Raw genomic sequence first — 16,461 nt, forward strand, 5'->3', positions numbered from 1 at the left:
ATAATTACCCATATTGATTGAGCCTGGAGCCTTCAAAAACTTCAGCACAAATAGTCCGCCAGCACATCCCCTTGCGCCTCCATATTGTAGTCACTTAGCCTCCGCCCCTCAGCCAACTCATGCCTATAAGGCAGGCCAAAGCGGATTAACACTCGCCATAGTACTGGATACCCAAGTTGATGCTGCCACACATGTGTCATTTCGTGGATAAACCACCGCTTAAGCCTAGTCCTTTCGATCGAGAAGTCTTCTTTGAAGTCCGCAGGATGACCATTAGGCGCGATGGCCATCTCCTTAGGATGAAATGCAAAATATTTTTTATTATAGACCCTTATAGACCCATAATTTATTGAGTCCTTGAATAGTAGTCTGGCGAGACCAATTTCACCTTCGATCAATGGTCTATAGCCTTTCTCGACAGTGACATGCTTCTCAGATTGCCCAAATCCTTCTTTAGATGTATGGACACCGTTCAAATCCACCGAAAGCAAAACCTCTTCTATATGTCCATCGCCGCAACATGGACTTAAATCGTCTACAAATATCTCAATTCTTTCAAAACCGATAGGTTCTGAGCTCTTAATTCTCTCCGTGCATCCTGCATCATCGGTACAGCCGGAAACGATACGCCCATCCGCCAGTGTAATTATGTATTTACTACCGGCAGGCAGCATTTTACCCTCAGAGGTCAGCCTGATTTTTTCATCAAACAGCCTACACTGACACATCCAGCCCAAACCTTGCCGATCAAGTATCTCACACCCGCTAATAGCGCCATTAAAATCTGCACCTACAATAGATTGGCCACTACTGGTTTGGAAGGGCAGCTTGTCAAACTCAGTTCCAAACGACTGCTTAAATTTATTAATCACATCGAAATATATAGCGCAGTGACTACCACGTTGTTCACTCATCTAGTATCCCTCTGATCAACGAGAGCCTTCGGTTCTCACATGGAAACGTCATGCGCCTGTGCCATCTTCGGTATCTGCTGCAACAACCCACGAGGTAACCGAAAACCTTTGAACGGTTCCTGAGTAATGGGGTTGAATGCTTTTTCAGCGTTGAGCCTGTAGCGCATCACGCCATCGCCGGCCCTGAAGCTCAGGTCCACGCTGGCCGCCGTGCGTCCATTGAGCGAGCCACGGCTGAGCAAGCGGAACATCGACCAGGGACCACGGTATTCAAGGCTGCTGCTGTTGCCGTTCTGCCTCAGCAAGGTCAGGTTGCTGCGCACCTGCTGCCCCAGGGTGTTAGGCCAGACGATACCGGTGATTTGGCTCGGGCCATGGGTGTAGGCAATCAGTTGGCCGTCCAGGTCCAGCAAACTTGTACGCTGATTGGCACTCAGGCCCAACGGCTCGATGCTGAACTGCACGCTCAGGTTGCCGCGCTGATCGAAGAAGGTCTCACGGATACGGTCTGCCCGTTCCAGCTGTTCGATCACATCGCTACGGATCAGTGATTGCCCCTGATGGCCGGCTTGCAGGCTTTCGAGGTTTTCCTGCAGGAAGACCTTCAGGTATTGATCATGGAATCGCTGAAGCCGCCCCTTCGGGCCAAAGAATGCCTCGAAGTCGTCCAAGGAGGCATCGGGCGCACGCACCACGAAGGGGTAGCGTCCGGCCAGGCGCTGCTGGAAGAAGCTATAGACCTCAGCGTCCCAGCGCCGCTCCAACTCACGCAGGGCTTCGACATTCAGCACTCGCGCCGTTTGATCGGCGACCTTCCGGACCTGATGGTTGATGGGTTCCGGCAAGCCAGTAGCCACCCGCTGCAGGGTGCCTATCGGGTCCTGCCCCGTCATCGAGAATCGCTGATGCACGGCCTGCAGCGCCGCCTTGCCTCTGTCAGGGCTATCCTGCACCGACTTGGCATAGTCGTGCACGGCCGCGATCGCATCGAGGGTCTCATCGTAATAGCTGGGTTTCTCACCGGCTGCTTGCAGCATGGCACCCAGCCCAGCAAAGGCCCGTTGAATAGCCAATGCCTGTTGCTGCTCAGGTTTGCTACTTGCGGGCCGCAACGCTTCGGCTTGCGCAAGAGACTCTGCGCCCACGGCCGATGAAAGCGACGTATTGTCCTTCACAGCATCCAATAGCCGATGCAGAGGCGCCGCAGGCCCGGTCAGTTGCTGCAGGATCGCGACCCCATGATCCAGATCACGGAAGTCAGCCACCGCGAAGGCATTCAAGGCACGCCGCCAGCTGTCAATGAAATCGGCGCTGTACAAGTTACGCAGCCGTTCGCCTAGCGCCTCCCGGTCGGCATCCGAGTAATCAAGCTGACCGCGCTCACCCAGCGCCCACTGGTCGATCATCGCCATTTCCGCAAACCGCTGACTACGGGGTTCGAAGTACTCTTTGAAGCCTTTGGCGGTGAGCATGGGTGCTATCAGTACCCCCTCACCCTGCCCGGCGCGAGACGACAGCTGATACACCACATCGAACGCTGGCCCCACCTGATGACGCAGATCCAAGCCAACATGCAGCTGTTCCCCAGCCTGCTGTTTCAGGCTCGCATAGACTCGCTCTGGCAGGGGAATCTGGCGCAGCGTCTGCTGCACCTCGGCAATGCGCTGGCTGTACTGCGGCAGATCGGTATCGGCATAGGCCAAGGCATAGTTGAGGTGCCGCATCAGGTCGCGTTGCAGTTGCCCCTGGCCGGGATACTTCTGTTGCCACTGATGGGCGAACCAGTCCTCGACCCATTCGGGCCGGCGATTCTGGCGGTCCTCAAGCATTCGGTAAACGCGAAGAGCAGCCATTTGCTGTTCACTGCCAGGTGGTGCAGCGTCCATTGCATCGATCACGCCACTTGCCAGGGCGGGCAAGAAACGCTTGGAAAGCAAAGCCAGGTAGGCCTCATCGACGCGGGGGCCGATGGCGCGCCCCTGGTACAAACCAAGGTCGGAAATACCCGGCCACGCATCACGGTAGTTGCCAAACACCGACACGGCATCGCGAATCTGGTCCAGGGGCTCCAACAGGTTGCGCCCGGAGGGGTCCAGACGCTGGTCCACTTGGTGATGGCTGTACTCACTGCTCTTGGCAAGCACGTTGGCGGCCTTGGCGCCATTGATGTCAAAGTAGCGCTGCCAACTGGCGATGGCGACGCAGAAGGCAAGCCCGCCTACTGCAGAACCCACCCACAGCAACCGCCGTTTGCTGCGTGCCACTTTGATGTTGTCTCCGGCAAGCCCGGCTTCCTGGTAGATGACACGTCGGAAGGCATGCTGAATGAAATAGACCAGCGCCGGCCCCTGCGACTTGCCCTCACGCAGCGGAAACTCGGTGTTGTAGGGCTGCGCCGCCTCACGCACGAACGCGTTGAGCATGTCGCCCTGCTGCACGACCGAGGACCAGTAAACACCGCGCACCAGAGCCGGGGTGGTGAAGCGGTCACTCGCGAGGGCTTCTTTCAAGAAGCCAAGCAGTATCGGACGCAACCCGATCAGCTGACCATGCAGTGTGAACAGACGCGAGCGCTGTGCTGCACTGTTCAGAACGTCCAGCCGTTCGACCACCTGTTCGAACAGATCGTTGATCAACCGACGGTAGTGTTCACCATATTCCTCCAGCCAATCGTCGAGCGTGCCGGCAGCCTCCAGCTTGAAGGTGAAGCCCAGCATTTTTTCCCGTGTGGCGGCAGGCAGCGCGGCGTATAGCTGGTCAAAACCGTCCAGCAGGTCGAATTTGGTCAGCACCACATACACTGGCAGGCGCGATCCCAGCTGATTGCTTACCTCATACAATCGCGCGCGCAAGACATGCGCCAGCGCAACACGGTGCTCAGGTGCCCCCTGCAGCAGAGCAGGCAGGTCGACAACCAGCAAGAGGCCGTTGAGGGCTCTTTGGCTTCGGTTACGCACCAGCCAGCCCAACAGGTGTTCCCACAACCTGGCCGAGGTTGCAGGGGGTGGGTTCGATGTTTTCGATGCTTCGGACAACCCCGCCAACGCCCCCTGACGAATGAAGGCGCCCGGAGGGTCGATGATCACGGCGTCGTCACTGACCCACCAGCCTATCGGGTGTGCCAGTGCTTGCGCCTGTCGGCCCCGAGCTTGTGCTTTGTCGATACGGGTCAGGGAAAAGCTTTGTTCAGTACGGTCGATAAAACTGGTCTTGCCGGCCTGTTCGTCACCCACCACCAGATACCAGGGCAGCCGATACAACGCACGTCGGCCACCGGCGTTGTCCAGATAACGCGCCAGCCCTTGGTCTAATGCCTTTTCTTGTGCCTGGACGAAGGGCAATACATCATCCAGCTCAGCGGCCACCGCCTGCTGCTGCTGCGCCTGCAGGCGGCGCGAACGCCCGTGCAAGACCACCAGCCAGCAGAGCAGCGGCACCAACACAAGTGTCAGGCTAGCCAGCGCGCGATGCGCCACGCTCGCCAGCGGCTGCTGCTCGCGCCATGTCCATTGCGGGCCGAGCCACCAGATCGCAGCCAGTAGCAAGACGGCGCCCAGCCCAAGCAGCAGCGGCATGGCCAGGCCGACACCCGTCAGCAGGGGCAGGCCCCAACGTTTAAGATGCTTCCACACTCGACTCATCGTGACTCCCGTTTCTTGTTGCAATCAGCCCGCGAGGGATGGTGGATGCATACTGCTGAAGGCGTTGAAACACCTCAGGCTCCCAGGCGCTGGCGGAGGTTTCCTGCATCGTTCGAGCAACGCCTGCGCACAAATCCTGGGCCAGCCAGGACACACCCCGGGCAGCCAACAGATCAGCCGCGATCACGGTGGTATGGCAGCGCTCACGCAAACTACCGAAGTCCGCCTGCATTCCCTGCAGCCTGAGCAATACCGCTTCAACGCCGCTGGTTTCCAGCTGGCAGGCCAGTTCCTCTCGAAGCGTTGCGAATTCCTGCGAAGCTGCGCCCGAATCGGACTGCCCTTGTGCACCCCGGAGCCACGCCAGACATTGGTCGTCGACAAATACCCTGCCGTCGCTGAAGCACAGCTGCTGCAGCGCAGGTATGCGCTGTACGAACCGCGCGCTCGCTGCGCGGATAGCCTCAGCCACCTCGCCCATCGCCAGGCGCGTGGCAGCGCTCGCTGCGAGAAAACTGCCACGTATCCAGTAGGGACTGGCCGTCACGCTCTTTTCGATCCGCTGGAGGATGGCCACGTCAACTGCAGTGCCGGCGATGGCATCTTCATAGTCCCCGGCGATCTCCTGCGGCACCGCCATCAGCTCAGTACGATGGCCGTGCCTGGTTTCAGGCGCCGTCTGGATGTGGGCCCACAAGCCGAAACGACGCAACTGGTAGCCAGCAGGATCGTAGGGGTCCTGCTGGTTGATCAGCTCAGCCATGGTGAGCATGGCTCTTCGTGATTCACGCTCGTTGGCGAACGACACACGGGGCATTGGCGTGGCGATGACCTCGGCCAACGACGCAGACTTGCCGCCTTTTGCAGGGGGCTTTTCCGTGGGGGGCTCAGTGAGCCCGTTAGCAAGCTCCATGTGCTTGCGTAGTAACCGATCCAGTTCGCTCAGGGGGGCTTCTTCGAGCTGCGCTGCATCGCGCTGCTGTTGCAGCCTTTGCAGTGCGCCCTGAGCCGCCGCCGCATGCGCGGGGCTGAAGGTGAAGCGATCCAGGCGCGGTAATGCCTCGGCCAAGCGGATCAGTGTCAGGGCAACCAGCTTACGCTTACCGAGAAACCCTTTAGGGCCCGGTTTAGGATGTGCACTTTCCCAATAGGCTTCGACCATGCCGGCCAACAAGGCCAGGGTAAAACCCCAGCGTTCCCAGCATCGGCTACGTAGCCAAGCGACACTCAGGTGCGCGACGATGCGATAGTGCTTGCACGCTTGGCCCAAGTACTGGCGGGACGCTTCTTCGATGAATGCCCAATCGATGGAGGGCTCCTGCAGCCCACCCAGCTTGACCATCTCCTGGTCAATGGCCTGGTAGGTTTCGTCCTCCACGTCGAACAGGCCGGCAGGGTTCTGTGCGTCGATGGGGGCAAGCAGCCGGGCAATGTCCTGTGCGGTGACCTCTGCTACCAGCGACATGCTTTGCGCGCCTCATCGATGAGTGGGTCCAGCCCATGGGCATCGAAAAGCAGCCCGTCAACAGCCGGGCTATCGCTCTGGACCTGAATGCGATAGGCCTTTATCAGCTTTTTGATCTGCTCGATGGCCGGCAAGCCTCTGCCAGCGTCAAGCACCTGGCCGTTTTCCGTCACTTGCCAGAGGGTAGGGACAGTTGAACCCCGCTCGCCCTGCAACTGCACGTTCACCCGGCTGGCCTCGATGGGTTGTGCGGTAACCAGTTGCAACCTGGAAATGTTTTGCACGCAGCTGATGACCAGGTAGGTATGCGGAGCGACCGAAGCAATCGCCGGCGCCGAGATCATCAGCCCATCATCTTCAGCCTTGAGGCGAAACGTCAGGTCCTCTGGGGGCCGCCCCACCTCGTTGGTCAACACACGACGCAACGTGGGCGAGTCTTGCTCCGGCGCGGACCATTGCACAGGCACAAGATGAGCAGGCGTTCTGGCCGATCTATCGAAACAGGCCAAACGCTCCAAATTGGAAACGATGCGCCGACAATCCTGATCGGAATACACGGACATCGATAGAAAGCTGAGCACCAGTGCAAGACTTACTATGTAAGAATTTTTACCAGCCATCGCAAGTAACTCCCTTTCAACAGCACACACTCCTTGATCACCAACGAATCCAAATAACCATCAGGCACTTCTGAATCCGGAAATCGACAACAGCCTAGCTGATAAAATTCCTGTGCGACAAACAAATATTTTTTAACACTTTTGCACTCGACCAAACATGCAAACCAAGCGCATGTTTTTTTTGGGCACCCCATACAGCCCGCCAGCTTGTTTAAACCACCGTTGTTTTTTGTTTATACCGCAGACCAACATCAGGGAAATTTCCTACAAAACATACTGACGCACACCACATAACTTTTACGCACGCCCACAATTAACAAGGGAGATATTCGGCGATGGCAAAAGCCACAGGGTCAGTTGCACCTAAAGAACGCATCAACATCAAATACGTACCCGCCACTGGCGATGAACAGGCCGAAGTAGAGCTGCCGCATAAGATGCTGGTGCTTGGTGATTTCGGGTTGAAAGATGCCCGCGCCTTGGAGGACCGCTCGGTCATGCGCATCGATAAACACTCCTTCAACAATGTGTTGAACGATGCCGATGTCAACCTGGTGATGTCCGTGCCCTCCGTGCTCAGCACGGCCCCCGACGCAGAGCTCGCGGTCAGCCTGCGGTTCAAGTCCATCAACGATTTCGGGCCCGACAGCATCGCGCGACAGGTGCCGGAGCTGAACAAGCTGCTGGAGCTTCGCGAAGCGTTGGTCGCCCTGAAAGGCCCCCTGGGCAACGTGCCCACGTTCCGCAAGCAACTGCAGCACCTGCTGAATGACGAGCAAGCGCGCAAACAACTGGCCCAGGAACTGGACCTGGTGCTTGAAGCGCCGAAAGAAGACTGAGACAACGGAGCGTCCCTATGCCAAAGCAAAACAACACGACTGTCGCGGTTGAAACAACGACCGAAACGCTGAGCAACGCTACCCTGCTCGACCAGATCATGGCGGAAACCAAATTGGTTCCCAGCCAAGAGGGTTATCAAGTCGCTCGCCAAGGCGTGTCTGCCTTTATTACCGAAATCCTTAAAAGCAATGACCCAGATCAACTCATCAACAAACACCGGGTCGATCAGATGATTGCGGAGCTGGATCGAGTACTCAGCAAGCAGATGGATGCCATCCTGCATGAACCCGAGTTCCAGCAACTTGAATCCGCCTGGCGAAGCCTCAAGCTTTTAGTCGACCGAACAGACTTTCGCGAGAACATCAAGCTTGAAGTTTTGCACGTCAGCAAAGGTGATCTGCTCGACGACTTCGAGAACTCAGCCGACATCACCTGCAGTGGCATCTACAAACATGTCTACACCGCAGGTTATGGCCAGTTTGGCGGTGAACCGATTGCCGCGATGGTCGGCAACTACAACTTCGGCCCCTCCTCTCCAGATATCAAACTGCTGAGTTACATGGCCTCGGTGGGCGCCATGGCACACGCGCCATTTCTCGCGGCGCCGTCTCCTGAGTTCTTCAATCTCAGCAGCTTCGAAGAGCTGCCAAACCTCAAGGAGGTCAAGGACATTTTCGCCGGCCCACGGCATGCCAAGTGGCGCGCCTTCCGTGAAAGCGAGGATGCCCGGCATGTTGGGCTGACCGGCCCACGCTTCATGCTCCGCTCGGCCTATCATCCGCAGGAAAATCCGGTCCAGAGCTATCACTACCGCGAGGACATCGACGGGCAGCACGACAACTACCTGTGGGGCAACTCCGCCTTTCTGCTGGCCAGTTGCATCAACGACAGCTTCGCCCGCTACCGCTGGTGCCCGAACATCATCGGCCCACAATCGGGTGGTGCAGTCGAGGACCTGCCGGTGCACCTCTATGAGTCCTTAGGCCAGCTTCAGGCCAAGATCCCTACCGAAGTTTTGATTTCCGACCGCAAGGAGTTCGAGCTGGCCGAAGAAGGCTTCATCGCCCTGACCATGCGCAAGGACAGCGACAACGCCGCGTTCTTCTCAGCCAACTCGGTACAAAAACCAAAGAACTTCCCCAAGACCCCGGAAGGCCTGCAAGCGCAGACCAACTACAAGCTCGGCACCCAGCTGCCCTACCTGTTCATCGTCAACCGGTTGGCTCACTACATCAAGGTGCTGCAACGCGAACAGATCGGCAGCTGGAAAGAGCGCAAGGACCTTGAGTCCGAGCTGAACAAATGGATCAAGCAATACGTCGCCGACCAGGAAAACCCGTCTGCCGATGTGCGCAGCCGTCGCCCGTTGCGCGCTGCAAAGGTCGAAGTTTCGGACGTTGCCGGTGAACCGGGTTGGTACCAGGTTTCTCTCGCCGTACGACCGCACTTCAAGTACATGGGAGCGAATTTCGAAATCTCCCTGGTTGGCCGGCTTGATACCCAATGAGTGGATTTTTCGATGACTTGGTGACGAACCCGTTCGCAGGCCGGGCGCTGTCCAGGCAAGAAAACGCTACCCAGAAGTTCGCCGCCATCAAGCGCCACCTCGAAACGTTGCTCAACGCTCGCCAGGGTTGCTCACAAAGCAGCCCTGAGCTGGGCCTGCATGACTTCAACCGGCACGACGCAAGCAGCGGCGACCTCCTGAAGCAAGTGAGCGCAGACATCCGCCGCACCATTGAGCGCTTCGAGCCGCGCGTGCACGTGCGAACGCTCAAGGCAGTACCCGATTGTCATGCCCCCTTGGAACTGCATTTCCGGCTGGACTGCCACGTGCAGGTCAACAACCACACCGAGCAGCTGCAACTGGAGCTGCTGGTCAACGGCCATAACCGCCACACCCGCGTGAGGTGACCCATGTCACTCAAGGATCGATTCAGCGAAGAGTTGCGTTATCTCCATGAACTGGGGAACGATTTCGCTCAGGACAACCCACAACTTGCCCGGCTGCTCGGCAAGGGTGGTAGCGACCCGGATGTCGAACGCCTGATGGAAGCCTTTGCCTTCCTGACCGCCAAGCTGCGGTTGAAGCTGGAGGACGAGCTGCCGGAGCTGACGCACCCGATGCTGCAGTTGCTTTGGCCCAACTACCTGCGGCCTCTGCCGAGCGCCACGATCATCCAGTTCACCCCACGCAAGCAAGCGCTCAGCCAGTCGCAGCGTATTACCAAGGGCTCGCGGTTGTTCTCCAAACCCGTGGATGGCGTGCACTGCGAGTTTCGGACCTGTACGGCGGTGGACATCCATCCGTTCGAGATCGACGCGGTGAGTGCTACGCAGACGCTCGACAGTTCGGTGGTTCGGCTCGACCTGCGAACCTTGGTCGATCGGCCGTTGAACACCTTGGGCTGCGCCAGTCTCGATTTTCATTTGAGCGGTGATACGCAAACGGCCCGCACCCTCTATCTGTGGATTGCTCACTACCTCAAACATGTCGCGGTGACAGTCGACGGCGAGGTCCGCCGGCTGCCGGCCAGCAGCATCGTGCTCCGAGGGTTCAGCCCGGATGAAGCCTTGCTGCCCTACCCACCGAACGTGTTCGACGGCTACCGGATTCTGCAGGAGTACTTCATCTTTCCCGAGCGTTTCCACTTTTTCAGCGTTGCCGGCCTGGAGAAGGTCTGGCCCGCTGAGGCGGCTCAGGAGGTCTGCCTTGAATTTCACTTCACCCGGCAGTTGCCTGATTCGCTGCGGGTCGGCAGGGCAGACTTCAGCCTGTTCTGCACCCCCGCGGTAAACCTGTTCAGCCACAGCGCCGAGCCCATCGACCTGTCCCAACGGTTCGCCCAGGCTGAGCTTACGCCCCGAGGTGAGGAGCGCCACGCGTATGAAATATTCAGCGTCGATCGGGTCATCAGCACCCGCACGACAACAGACGGCAGCGCCGGCAAACACCTGCGAACCTTCCAAGCCTTCGAGTCGTTCGCCCATGAAATCGAGCACGTGCAGGGGCGCACAGCGCTGTATTACCGCTACATCATGGAACCGTCCCTGCGGGACGATAGCGTCACCCACCGTATCGCATTCGTACGCGCAGACGCCAACGCCTACATCGGCGAGCTGGAAACAGCCTCCATCGACCTGACCTGCACCAACCGAGATCTGCCGCGGGCGTTGGCTGTCGACGACATCAATGTGATTTCCGAGATCACGCCTCCCCTGGCCACCTACACCAACCTCTGTGCGCCAAGCCGCCCCTGTCGGCCGGTGCTGGACGGCCAGTTGCAATGGGCCCTGATCTCCAACATGTCGCTGAACTACCTGTCGCTGCTCTCGGCCGAGCCGTTGAAAGCGGTCATCAATGCCTACGACTTCGCCGCCCTGCATGACATCCAGCAAACCCGTACCACCCGCAAACGCCTGGACGGCATCCACGATGTGCGCACAGCCCCCCTGGACTGGCTGATCAAGGGCCAGCCCATTCGCGGCCTGCGTACACGGCTGAAACTGGACCAAAGCGCATTCCTCTGCGAAGGCGACCTGTATCTGTTCGGTTGCGTGCTCGCGCACTTCTTCGCCCTGTACGCCAGCATCAATTCCTTCCACCAACTGGAAGTGATCAACACCACCAACAACGAGCACTACACATGGCCAATCCAGACCGGCAAGCAACCGCTGATCTAGCCGACAAACTGCTCGCCGAGGCGCACCAGTACAACTTCTTCCAGTTGCTGGAGCGCTTGCACGGTTTGCACGGGGACAACCTGGAACCACGCTGGCCCGACCCGGCCACACGGCGGCGCGTGCGGCTTGCGAGCGACCCGCGGCTGACCTTTCCGGTGGCCGACGTGTACAAGGCCGAACGCATGCCAGACGCAGGCGACCGCTATCGCGTGTGCACCACCTTCATGGGGTTGCACGGCACTGACTCGCCCTTGCCAACCTATTACTTGGAAGAAGTGTCGTACGAGCATGCCCACGGCATCGGTGTGCGGCCGGCCTTCTTCGACTTTTTCAATCACTACCTGCTGAGCCTGTTGCACCGCATCTGGCGCAAGTACCGCTATTACATCCGCTTTCAGCCGGGTGCTACCGATGGCTTCTCGCAGTACATCTTTGCCCTGCTCGGGTTGAACGACAAACAGCTGCGCGGCCACACCGCTCTGCCCTGGAGCAGGCTGCTCAGCTTCGCTGGGGTCATTGCCAGCCGCAGCCGTGCACCGGGTACCGTTGCCGGCATCATTGCCCACTGTTTCGACTTGCAGCAGGTGCAGATCCGCGAATTCGAAACGCGCTCGGTCCTCACTGAGGCCAAGCAACTGGTACGCCTTGGCCGCAGCAACGGCGAGCTTGGCAACTCCTTCATGGTCGGCAGCCGCACGCGAACCCGCAGCAGCAAGTTCACCATCGTGATCAGCGAGCTGGACCAGGAACAGTTGCGTGACTTTTTGCCCAGCGGCCTCAATTTCAATCGCTTGCGTGCACTGATCGATTTCCTGTTGCGCGACGGGCTGGCCTATGACTTGGAGCTGCGGATAAAGCGCAACGCGCTGTCGTCCTTCTGCCTGCACCGTAGCCAAGGCGCCTATCTGGGCTGGACCAGCTTTGTCGATGACCGCCATGGCCAGATCAGCCCTGTGGTGCGGTTCCGGGGGCGCTCATGAGCACATTGACCTTGAGCATCACCAACCTTGATCAGCTGCACCACAACGTCACCGCCCGCCATCAGTTCGACTGCGCGGGCGGCACCATCGGCAGCGCCGGCTGCACCTGGTTTATCAATGATCGTGAGCAGACCGTTGCACCGGTCCACTGCGAGATTCGCTGGATCGAGGGCAGCTTCTGCGTCATCGACCGCTGTCAGCGTACCTACCTGAATGACAGCCGCGAGAACTTGGGGCCACTCGCCCCCAGGCGTCTGGTTGAGGGTGACCAACTGGGGGTTGGTGCCTATCGCCTGCACGTTCAATTTTTACAGGCCGATTCACATTCCCTGGAGGAGTTGTTCAGTTCTAAACAGAACCTCCTTGATCGCTGGTTGCTAGAGGCCCCAGGCACCGCCTGGCAAACCGATTCAGGCGCCGCGCAGGTTGCCGCCGATATCTGCTCGGCCTTCGCGCCAGGTATCGGCAACGACCCCTTGACGGCGCTGGATACAGCGACAAGCCCAGCCAACGAGCCCCCGCTGGACCATTTGATTGCAGGAGATCGCCCATGATGCGTCATTCACTCGTGGCCGGCCTGGTGGTTGCGCTGCTCGGATTTTCGGGGTGCACCTCCCTGGGCAAAATCGGCCAAGTGGTGATGGACCCCTCGGTACCCGTCGGGCCACCCAATGAACACCCCACTCAAGTCGCGTTCAGCATCAATGCCAGCCCAACACTCAATGGCAATCCGCACAGCCTTGAAGTGGTGTCCGAGTTGGAGCCTGTGATCGAGCCCAGCCCGTACGCCGTTAGCCTGAGCGCCGGTGACCCTTACGTGCTGACCGAAAAAGTCGGGGCCTTGCATGAGTACCTGCAGGAACACTTCCCCGCCCTGTCGCCCGTCGACATGCCACTGGACGATGGCGACGATCCAGCGCGCTCCCCCCTGGAAGAAAGTACCCCCGGCAGCTACGAGGACCCGACCGTAGCCCTGACCTTGCCTCGCACCACCACCGTGGCTGCCGAACCCATCGCTACGCCCATGGCCATCAAAATCCTGCAACTTCGCGACGACTCGCTCATCCGCAACAGCGTGTACGAACTGCTGGACAAGGACCCTGCCAAGGCGCTGCGAAGCACCTACATACGCGATGACGATTACTTGCTGCGCCCTGGCCAGTTCAAGTTCATCCCCTTTACGCCCATCGAGCCGGAGACACGCTTCGTTGCGGTGATCGCCGACTACCGGAACCAGGAAAACGCCACCTGGAGCCAGGTACTGCGCATTGCGCCCCGTGGCCACCAGATCATCTTGTCGGTATTGCTCAACGACACGCAGGTCCTGCTCAAGGAGGAGGACTGATGGTACCTGCAGCCCTGCATTTCTCGCTTACTCACGCTGACATGGAGCGCTCATGAGTTCACGCAACCCCGTCCTGTGGCCTGAGGGCCTGTTCGTCAAACCGCAGCATTTCCAACAGGCTTGCCGTGCCGCCGAAGCGGCGTTGCATCAACGTCTTGGTAGCCTGAACGCCGCCTTCTACGGCTTCAGCGAGCTGCAGTTGAACGATGAATACCTGAGCCTGGGCAAGGTCGCCATCACCCGTGCACGAGGCATCATGCCGGACGGCACAGTGTTCGATATCCCCGCAGACCTGCCACCACCCCCACCGCTGGAAATCGAGGACGACGGCGCCAACGACAGCGAGATCTACCTGTGCCTGCCGCTGCGTACCGAAGGTGGCCGGGAGGTGAGCTGGCCCGACAATGCCGCCAACTTCCGTTACCGTGCCCACGCAGAGGAAATCAAGGACACCCACAGCGCCGACGGAGACTTGGTGCAAGTCGACCTGGCGGTGCCGAATCTACAGCTCAAACGCAAGGCCGAAGACAGCAGCGCTTATACACGCTTGGCTTTGGCCCGCATTCTGGAACGCCGCCCCGATGGCAGCCTGCAGCTGGATGAGGGGTTCTACCCCACCAGCGTTTCGGTGCGTGCGGTGCCAGCGCTGCAGCGTTTCCTTGAAGAGATCACCAACTCCCTTCGCGAACGTGCGCGCAGCCTGGCCGCCCGCATTGGCGCCTCAGGGCAGTCCGGTATCGCCGACATTCGCGACTTCAACCTGCTGCAGGCCATGAACCGCTGGTGGCCGTGCTTCCAGCATCTGGCTCGGCAAGGGCAGACCCACCCCGAGCAGCTCTACCTGTGCATGAGCCAGGCCTGCGGTGAGTTCGTGACCTTTACCGACGAGAGCCGGCTGCCGCAGGAATATCCCGCCTATCACCATACCGCGCTACGCACCTCCTTCAAGCCGCTGGAAGAGACGCTACGCCGGGCACTGAGCACAGTCTTGCAACCGCGCGCCGTTTCGCTGCCATTGGAGACGCTGGAGTACGGCGTTTTGACAGCCGCGTTGGAGGACCGCCGACTGATCGATGGGGCCACGTTCATCCTTGCGGTGCGCGCCGATCTGCCACCCCAGGCGTTGCGCCAGATGTTCATCCAGAAAGCCAAGATCACTTCACTCGAGGCACTGGAGGAGTTGGTGCAGTTGCAACTGCCCGGCATTCCCTTGAACACCTTGCCGGTGGCGCCTCGCGACCTGCCCTTCCATGCAGGCTTCAGCTACTTCGAACTGGATCGACGTGCCCCTGCCTGGGCGTGCATGAAAACAGCCAATGGGTTCGGGATTCATATTGCAGGGGACTTCCCTGGGCTAGAGCTGCAGTTCTGGGCGATTAGGAGTGAATGAAATGAAAAATGACACTCACAACAGTCAGGGTCACGATAAAAAGTTCTTCGGGGCGATAGAGAATGCTGATAGCGGGGCGAATACATCGCCTGCCGATCCTCAATCAGAAGTACAGGCCCAGCCTGCTTCTGAAGGCTACCCCGCCGACCCGGAATTTCAACTGCGCGGTGGTTACGTAAACCTGATGCTGGACGCCGCCGCCCCCTTGTTTGGCCTGGTGATACGCCTGCGCACCTTGGATGCGTTGCCCAACATCCAGGAGGTGCACCAGCAGGTAAGCAACACGATCGTCAATATTCGCGAGGAGCTACGCCAGCACGGCTACGAGCCCGCTCAGTTGCTGGCGTACTCCTACGGCCTTTGCCTGTTCATCGATGAAGCGGTCATGGAAAGGCCCTGGGGTAAAAACAGTTGCTGGAGCCAGAAACCGCTGCTGAGCATCTTCCATGACGAAACCTGGGGTGGGGAGAAATTCTTCACCGTACTGTCGCGCTTGATGCAGGAACCCAAGCGCTACCAGGACGTTTTGGAGTTCATGTACTTCGTGCTGTGCCTTGGCCTGAAGGGCAAATACGCCATCGCGCCGAAAGGCGAAGAGTCACTGAACGGGCTTATTCACCAGCTCCACGGGATCATCCGGGAACTGCGCGGCCCCGTGCCGGAATCGGTCTGCGACCCCTACACCAACGTGGCCCCGCGCAACTTCCGCATGAACCGGCAATGGCCGTGGTGGAGCCCGTTAGTGATTTCCGCGATCGCCATGGCGGTGGCCTACGGCATCTACAGCTACCGGCTGCACTTGATAACCACCGAAGTGCTGGAGTCGCTCAACAGCATTTTGCAGCAGTAAACAGCCGACAACCGACGCAACTGAATTCAACGGATTGACGAGGCGATTTGCTTCGTTGACAAGCCCATCACTCTCGATGGCCACGCCGCCTTTGGCACGCGTGTTTTTATCCACATAGATGCAGGAGTCATTGTTATGCCAACACCCGCTTACATTTCTATCGAAGGTATAAGCCAAGGAAACATCACTAAGGATGCCTTTACTGCCGACTCGGTGGGCAACGTTTATGTTGAAGGTCACGAGAATCAAATTCTGGTACAGGAAGTCAGTCACCGCATCACCGTGCCCACCGACCCTCAAAGCGGTCAACCGGCAGGACAGCGTGTTCACGGCCCACTGGTGTTTACATGCGCTCTCAACAAAGCCGTACCGCTACTCTACAGCGCTTTGTCCACTGGTGAGATGCTGCCAAATGTCGAGCTCAGCTGGTATCGCACTTCTATAGAGGGCAAGCAAGAACGCTTCTTCACGACCAAGTTGACCGATGCCGTAATCACCGATATCGACTTGACGATGCCGCACATTCAAAACCAGCAGAACAAAGACTTCACACAGTTCTTCAAAGTTTCAATGTCTTATCGCGGCATTGAATGGGAACACATTACAGCCAGCACTGCGGGTTCGGACGACTGGCGTAAACCAATAGAAACAGAAGTTTAATTTAACACTGCAGCAACCGGGCAGGCTTACTGCCCGGACTGTGACGTGTAGGCCAGCGAAATAGGATTTCAA

At 58.6% G+C, this 16,461-nt stretch carries 13 protein-coding genes and 1 pseudogene; 10 read left to right on the forward strand and 4 right to left on the reverse strand.

Annotated features, from left to right (window positions below; all coding sequences use genetic code 11):
* Positions 1-41: 41 nt before the first annotated feature.
* From ACIPZC_RS22285 to vasI, 4 genes and pseudogenes are all read right to left on the reverse strand, one after another.
* Positions 42-914 (reverse strand): hypothetical protein, encoded by an 873-nt coding sequence (locus tag ACIPZC_RS22285; RefSeq protein ID WP_400629586.1) that lies wholly within the window; start codon positions 912-914, stop codon positions 42-44.
* A 35-nt stretch (positions 915-949) separates the two neighbouring features.
* Positions 950-4,555, reverse strand: a complete 3,606-nt coding sequence (gene tssM, locus ACIPZC_RS22290; protein WP_400629588.1) for a type VI secretion system membrane subunit TssM — start codon at positions 4,553-4,555, stop codon at positions 950-952.
* Positions 4,552-6,020, reverse strand: a pseudogene (gene tssA, locus ACIPZC_RS22295) (type VI secretion system protein TssA). Before tssA ends, tssM begins: the two are co-directional and overlap by 4 nt.
* On the reverse strand, positions 6,008-6,640 hold the full coding sequence (gene vasI, locus ACIPZC_RS22300) for a type VI secretion system-associated protein VasI (RefSeq protein WP_400629690.1): 633 nt from the start codon (positions 6,638-6,640) through the stop codon (positions 6,008-6,010). Before vasI ends, tssA begins: the two are co-directional and overlap by 13 nt.
* Before the next feature lie 335 nt (positions 6,641-6,975).
* Between vasI and tssB the strand changes: the two genes are divergently transcribed.
* The 10 genes from tssB (at position 6,976) to ACIPZC_RS22350 (ending at position 16,389) form a co-directional block, all read left to right on the forward strand.
* A complete protein-coding gene (tssB, locus tag ACIPZC_RS22305) occupies positions 6,976-7,479 on the forward strand; it encodes a type VI secretion system contractile sheath small subunit (protein ID WP_241805372.1) in 504 nt (167 codons plus the stop codon).
* Between the two features lie 17 nt (positions 7,480-7,496).
* Positions 7,497-8,987 (forward strand): type VI secretion system contractile sheath large subunit, encoded by a 1,491-nt coding sequence (gene tssC, locus ACIPZC_RS22310; protein WP_400629591.1) that lies wholly within the window; start codon positions 7,497-7,499, stop codon positions 8,985-8,987.
* Entirely contained in the window at positions 8,984-9,394 is a 411-nt protein-coding gene (gene tssE, locus ACIPZC_RS22315; protein WP_241805374.1) for a type VI secretion system baseplate subunit TssE, read from the forward strand. Before tssC ends, tssE begins: the two co-directional genes overlap by 4 nt.
* A 3-nt stretch (positions 9,395-9,397) precedes the next feature.
* On the forward strand, positions 9,398-11,164 hold the full coding sequence (tssF, locus tag ACIPZC_RS22320) for a type VI secretion system baseplate subunit TssF (protein ID WP_400629593.1): 1,767 nt from the start codon (positions 9,398-9,400) through the stop codon (positions 11,162-11,164).
* Positions 11,128-12,144 (forward strand): type VI secretion system baseplate subunit TssG, encoded by a 1,017-nt coding sequence (gene tssG, locus ACIPZC_RS22325; protein ID WP_267817111.1) that lies wholly within the window; start codon positions 11,128-11,130, stop codon positions 12,142-12,144. The genes tssF and tssG overlap by 37 nt, the downstream gene beginning before the upstream one ends.
* Positions 12,141-12,698 (forward strand): FHA domain-containing protein, encoded by a 558-nt coding sequence (locus ACIPZC_RS22330; RefSeq protein WP_400629596.1) that lies wholly within the window; start codon positions 12,141-12,143, stop codon positions 12,696-12,698. The genes tssG and ACIPZC_RS22330 overlap by 4 nt, the downstream gene beginning before the upstream one ends.
* On the forward strand, positions 12,695-13,489 hold the full coding sequence (tssJ, locus tag ACIPZC_RS22335; protein ID WP_400629598.1) for a type VI secretion system lipoprotein TssJ: 795 nt from the start codon (positions 12,695-12,697) through the stop codon (positions 13,487-13,489). Before ACIPZC_RS22330 ends, tssJ begins: the two co-directional genes overlap by 4 nt.
* Positions 13,490-13,541: 52 nt before the next feature.
* Entirely contained in the window at positions 13,542-14,879 is a 1,338-nt protein-coding gene (gene tssK, locus ACIPZC_RS22340; RefSeq protein WP_241805379.1) for a type VI secretion system baseplate subunit TssK, read from the forward strand.
* A gap of 1 nt (position 14,880) precedes the next feature.
* A complete protein-coding gene (gene icmH / locus ACIPZC_RS22345) occupies positions 14,881-15,729 on the forward strand; it encodes a type IVB secretion system protein IcmH/DotU (protein ID WP_400629601.1) in 849 nt (282 codons plus the stop codon).
* Positions 15,730-15,864: 135 nt separating this feature from the next.
* Positions 15,865-16,389 carry an Hcp family type VI secretion system effector gene (locus ACIPZC_RS22350; protein ID WP_267817120.1) on the forward strand — a complete coding sequence of 175 codons (525 nt, stop codon included), beginning with the start codon at positions 15,865-15,867 and terminating at the stop codon, positions 16,387-16,389.
* Positions 16,390-16,461: the final 72 nt, after the last annotated feature.

Origin of the sequence: Pseudomonas sp. NPDC089743 (assembly GCF_044748785.1) — a bacterium.
Lineage (GTDB): Bacteria > Pseudomonadota > Gammaproteobacteria > Pseudomonadales > Pseudomonadaceae > Aquipseudomonas > Aquipseudomonas putida_X.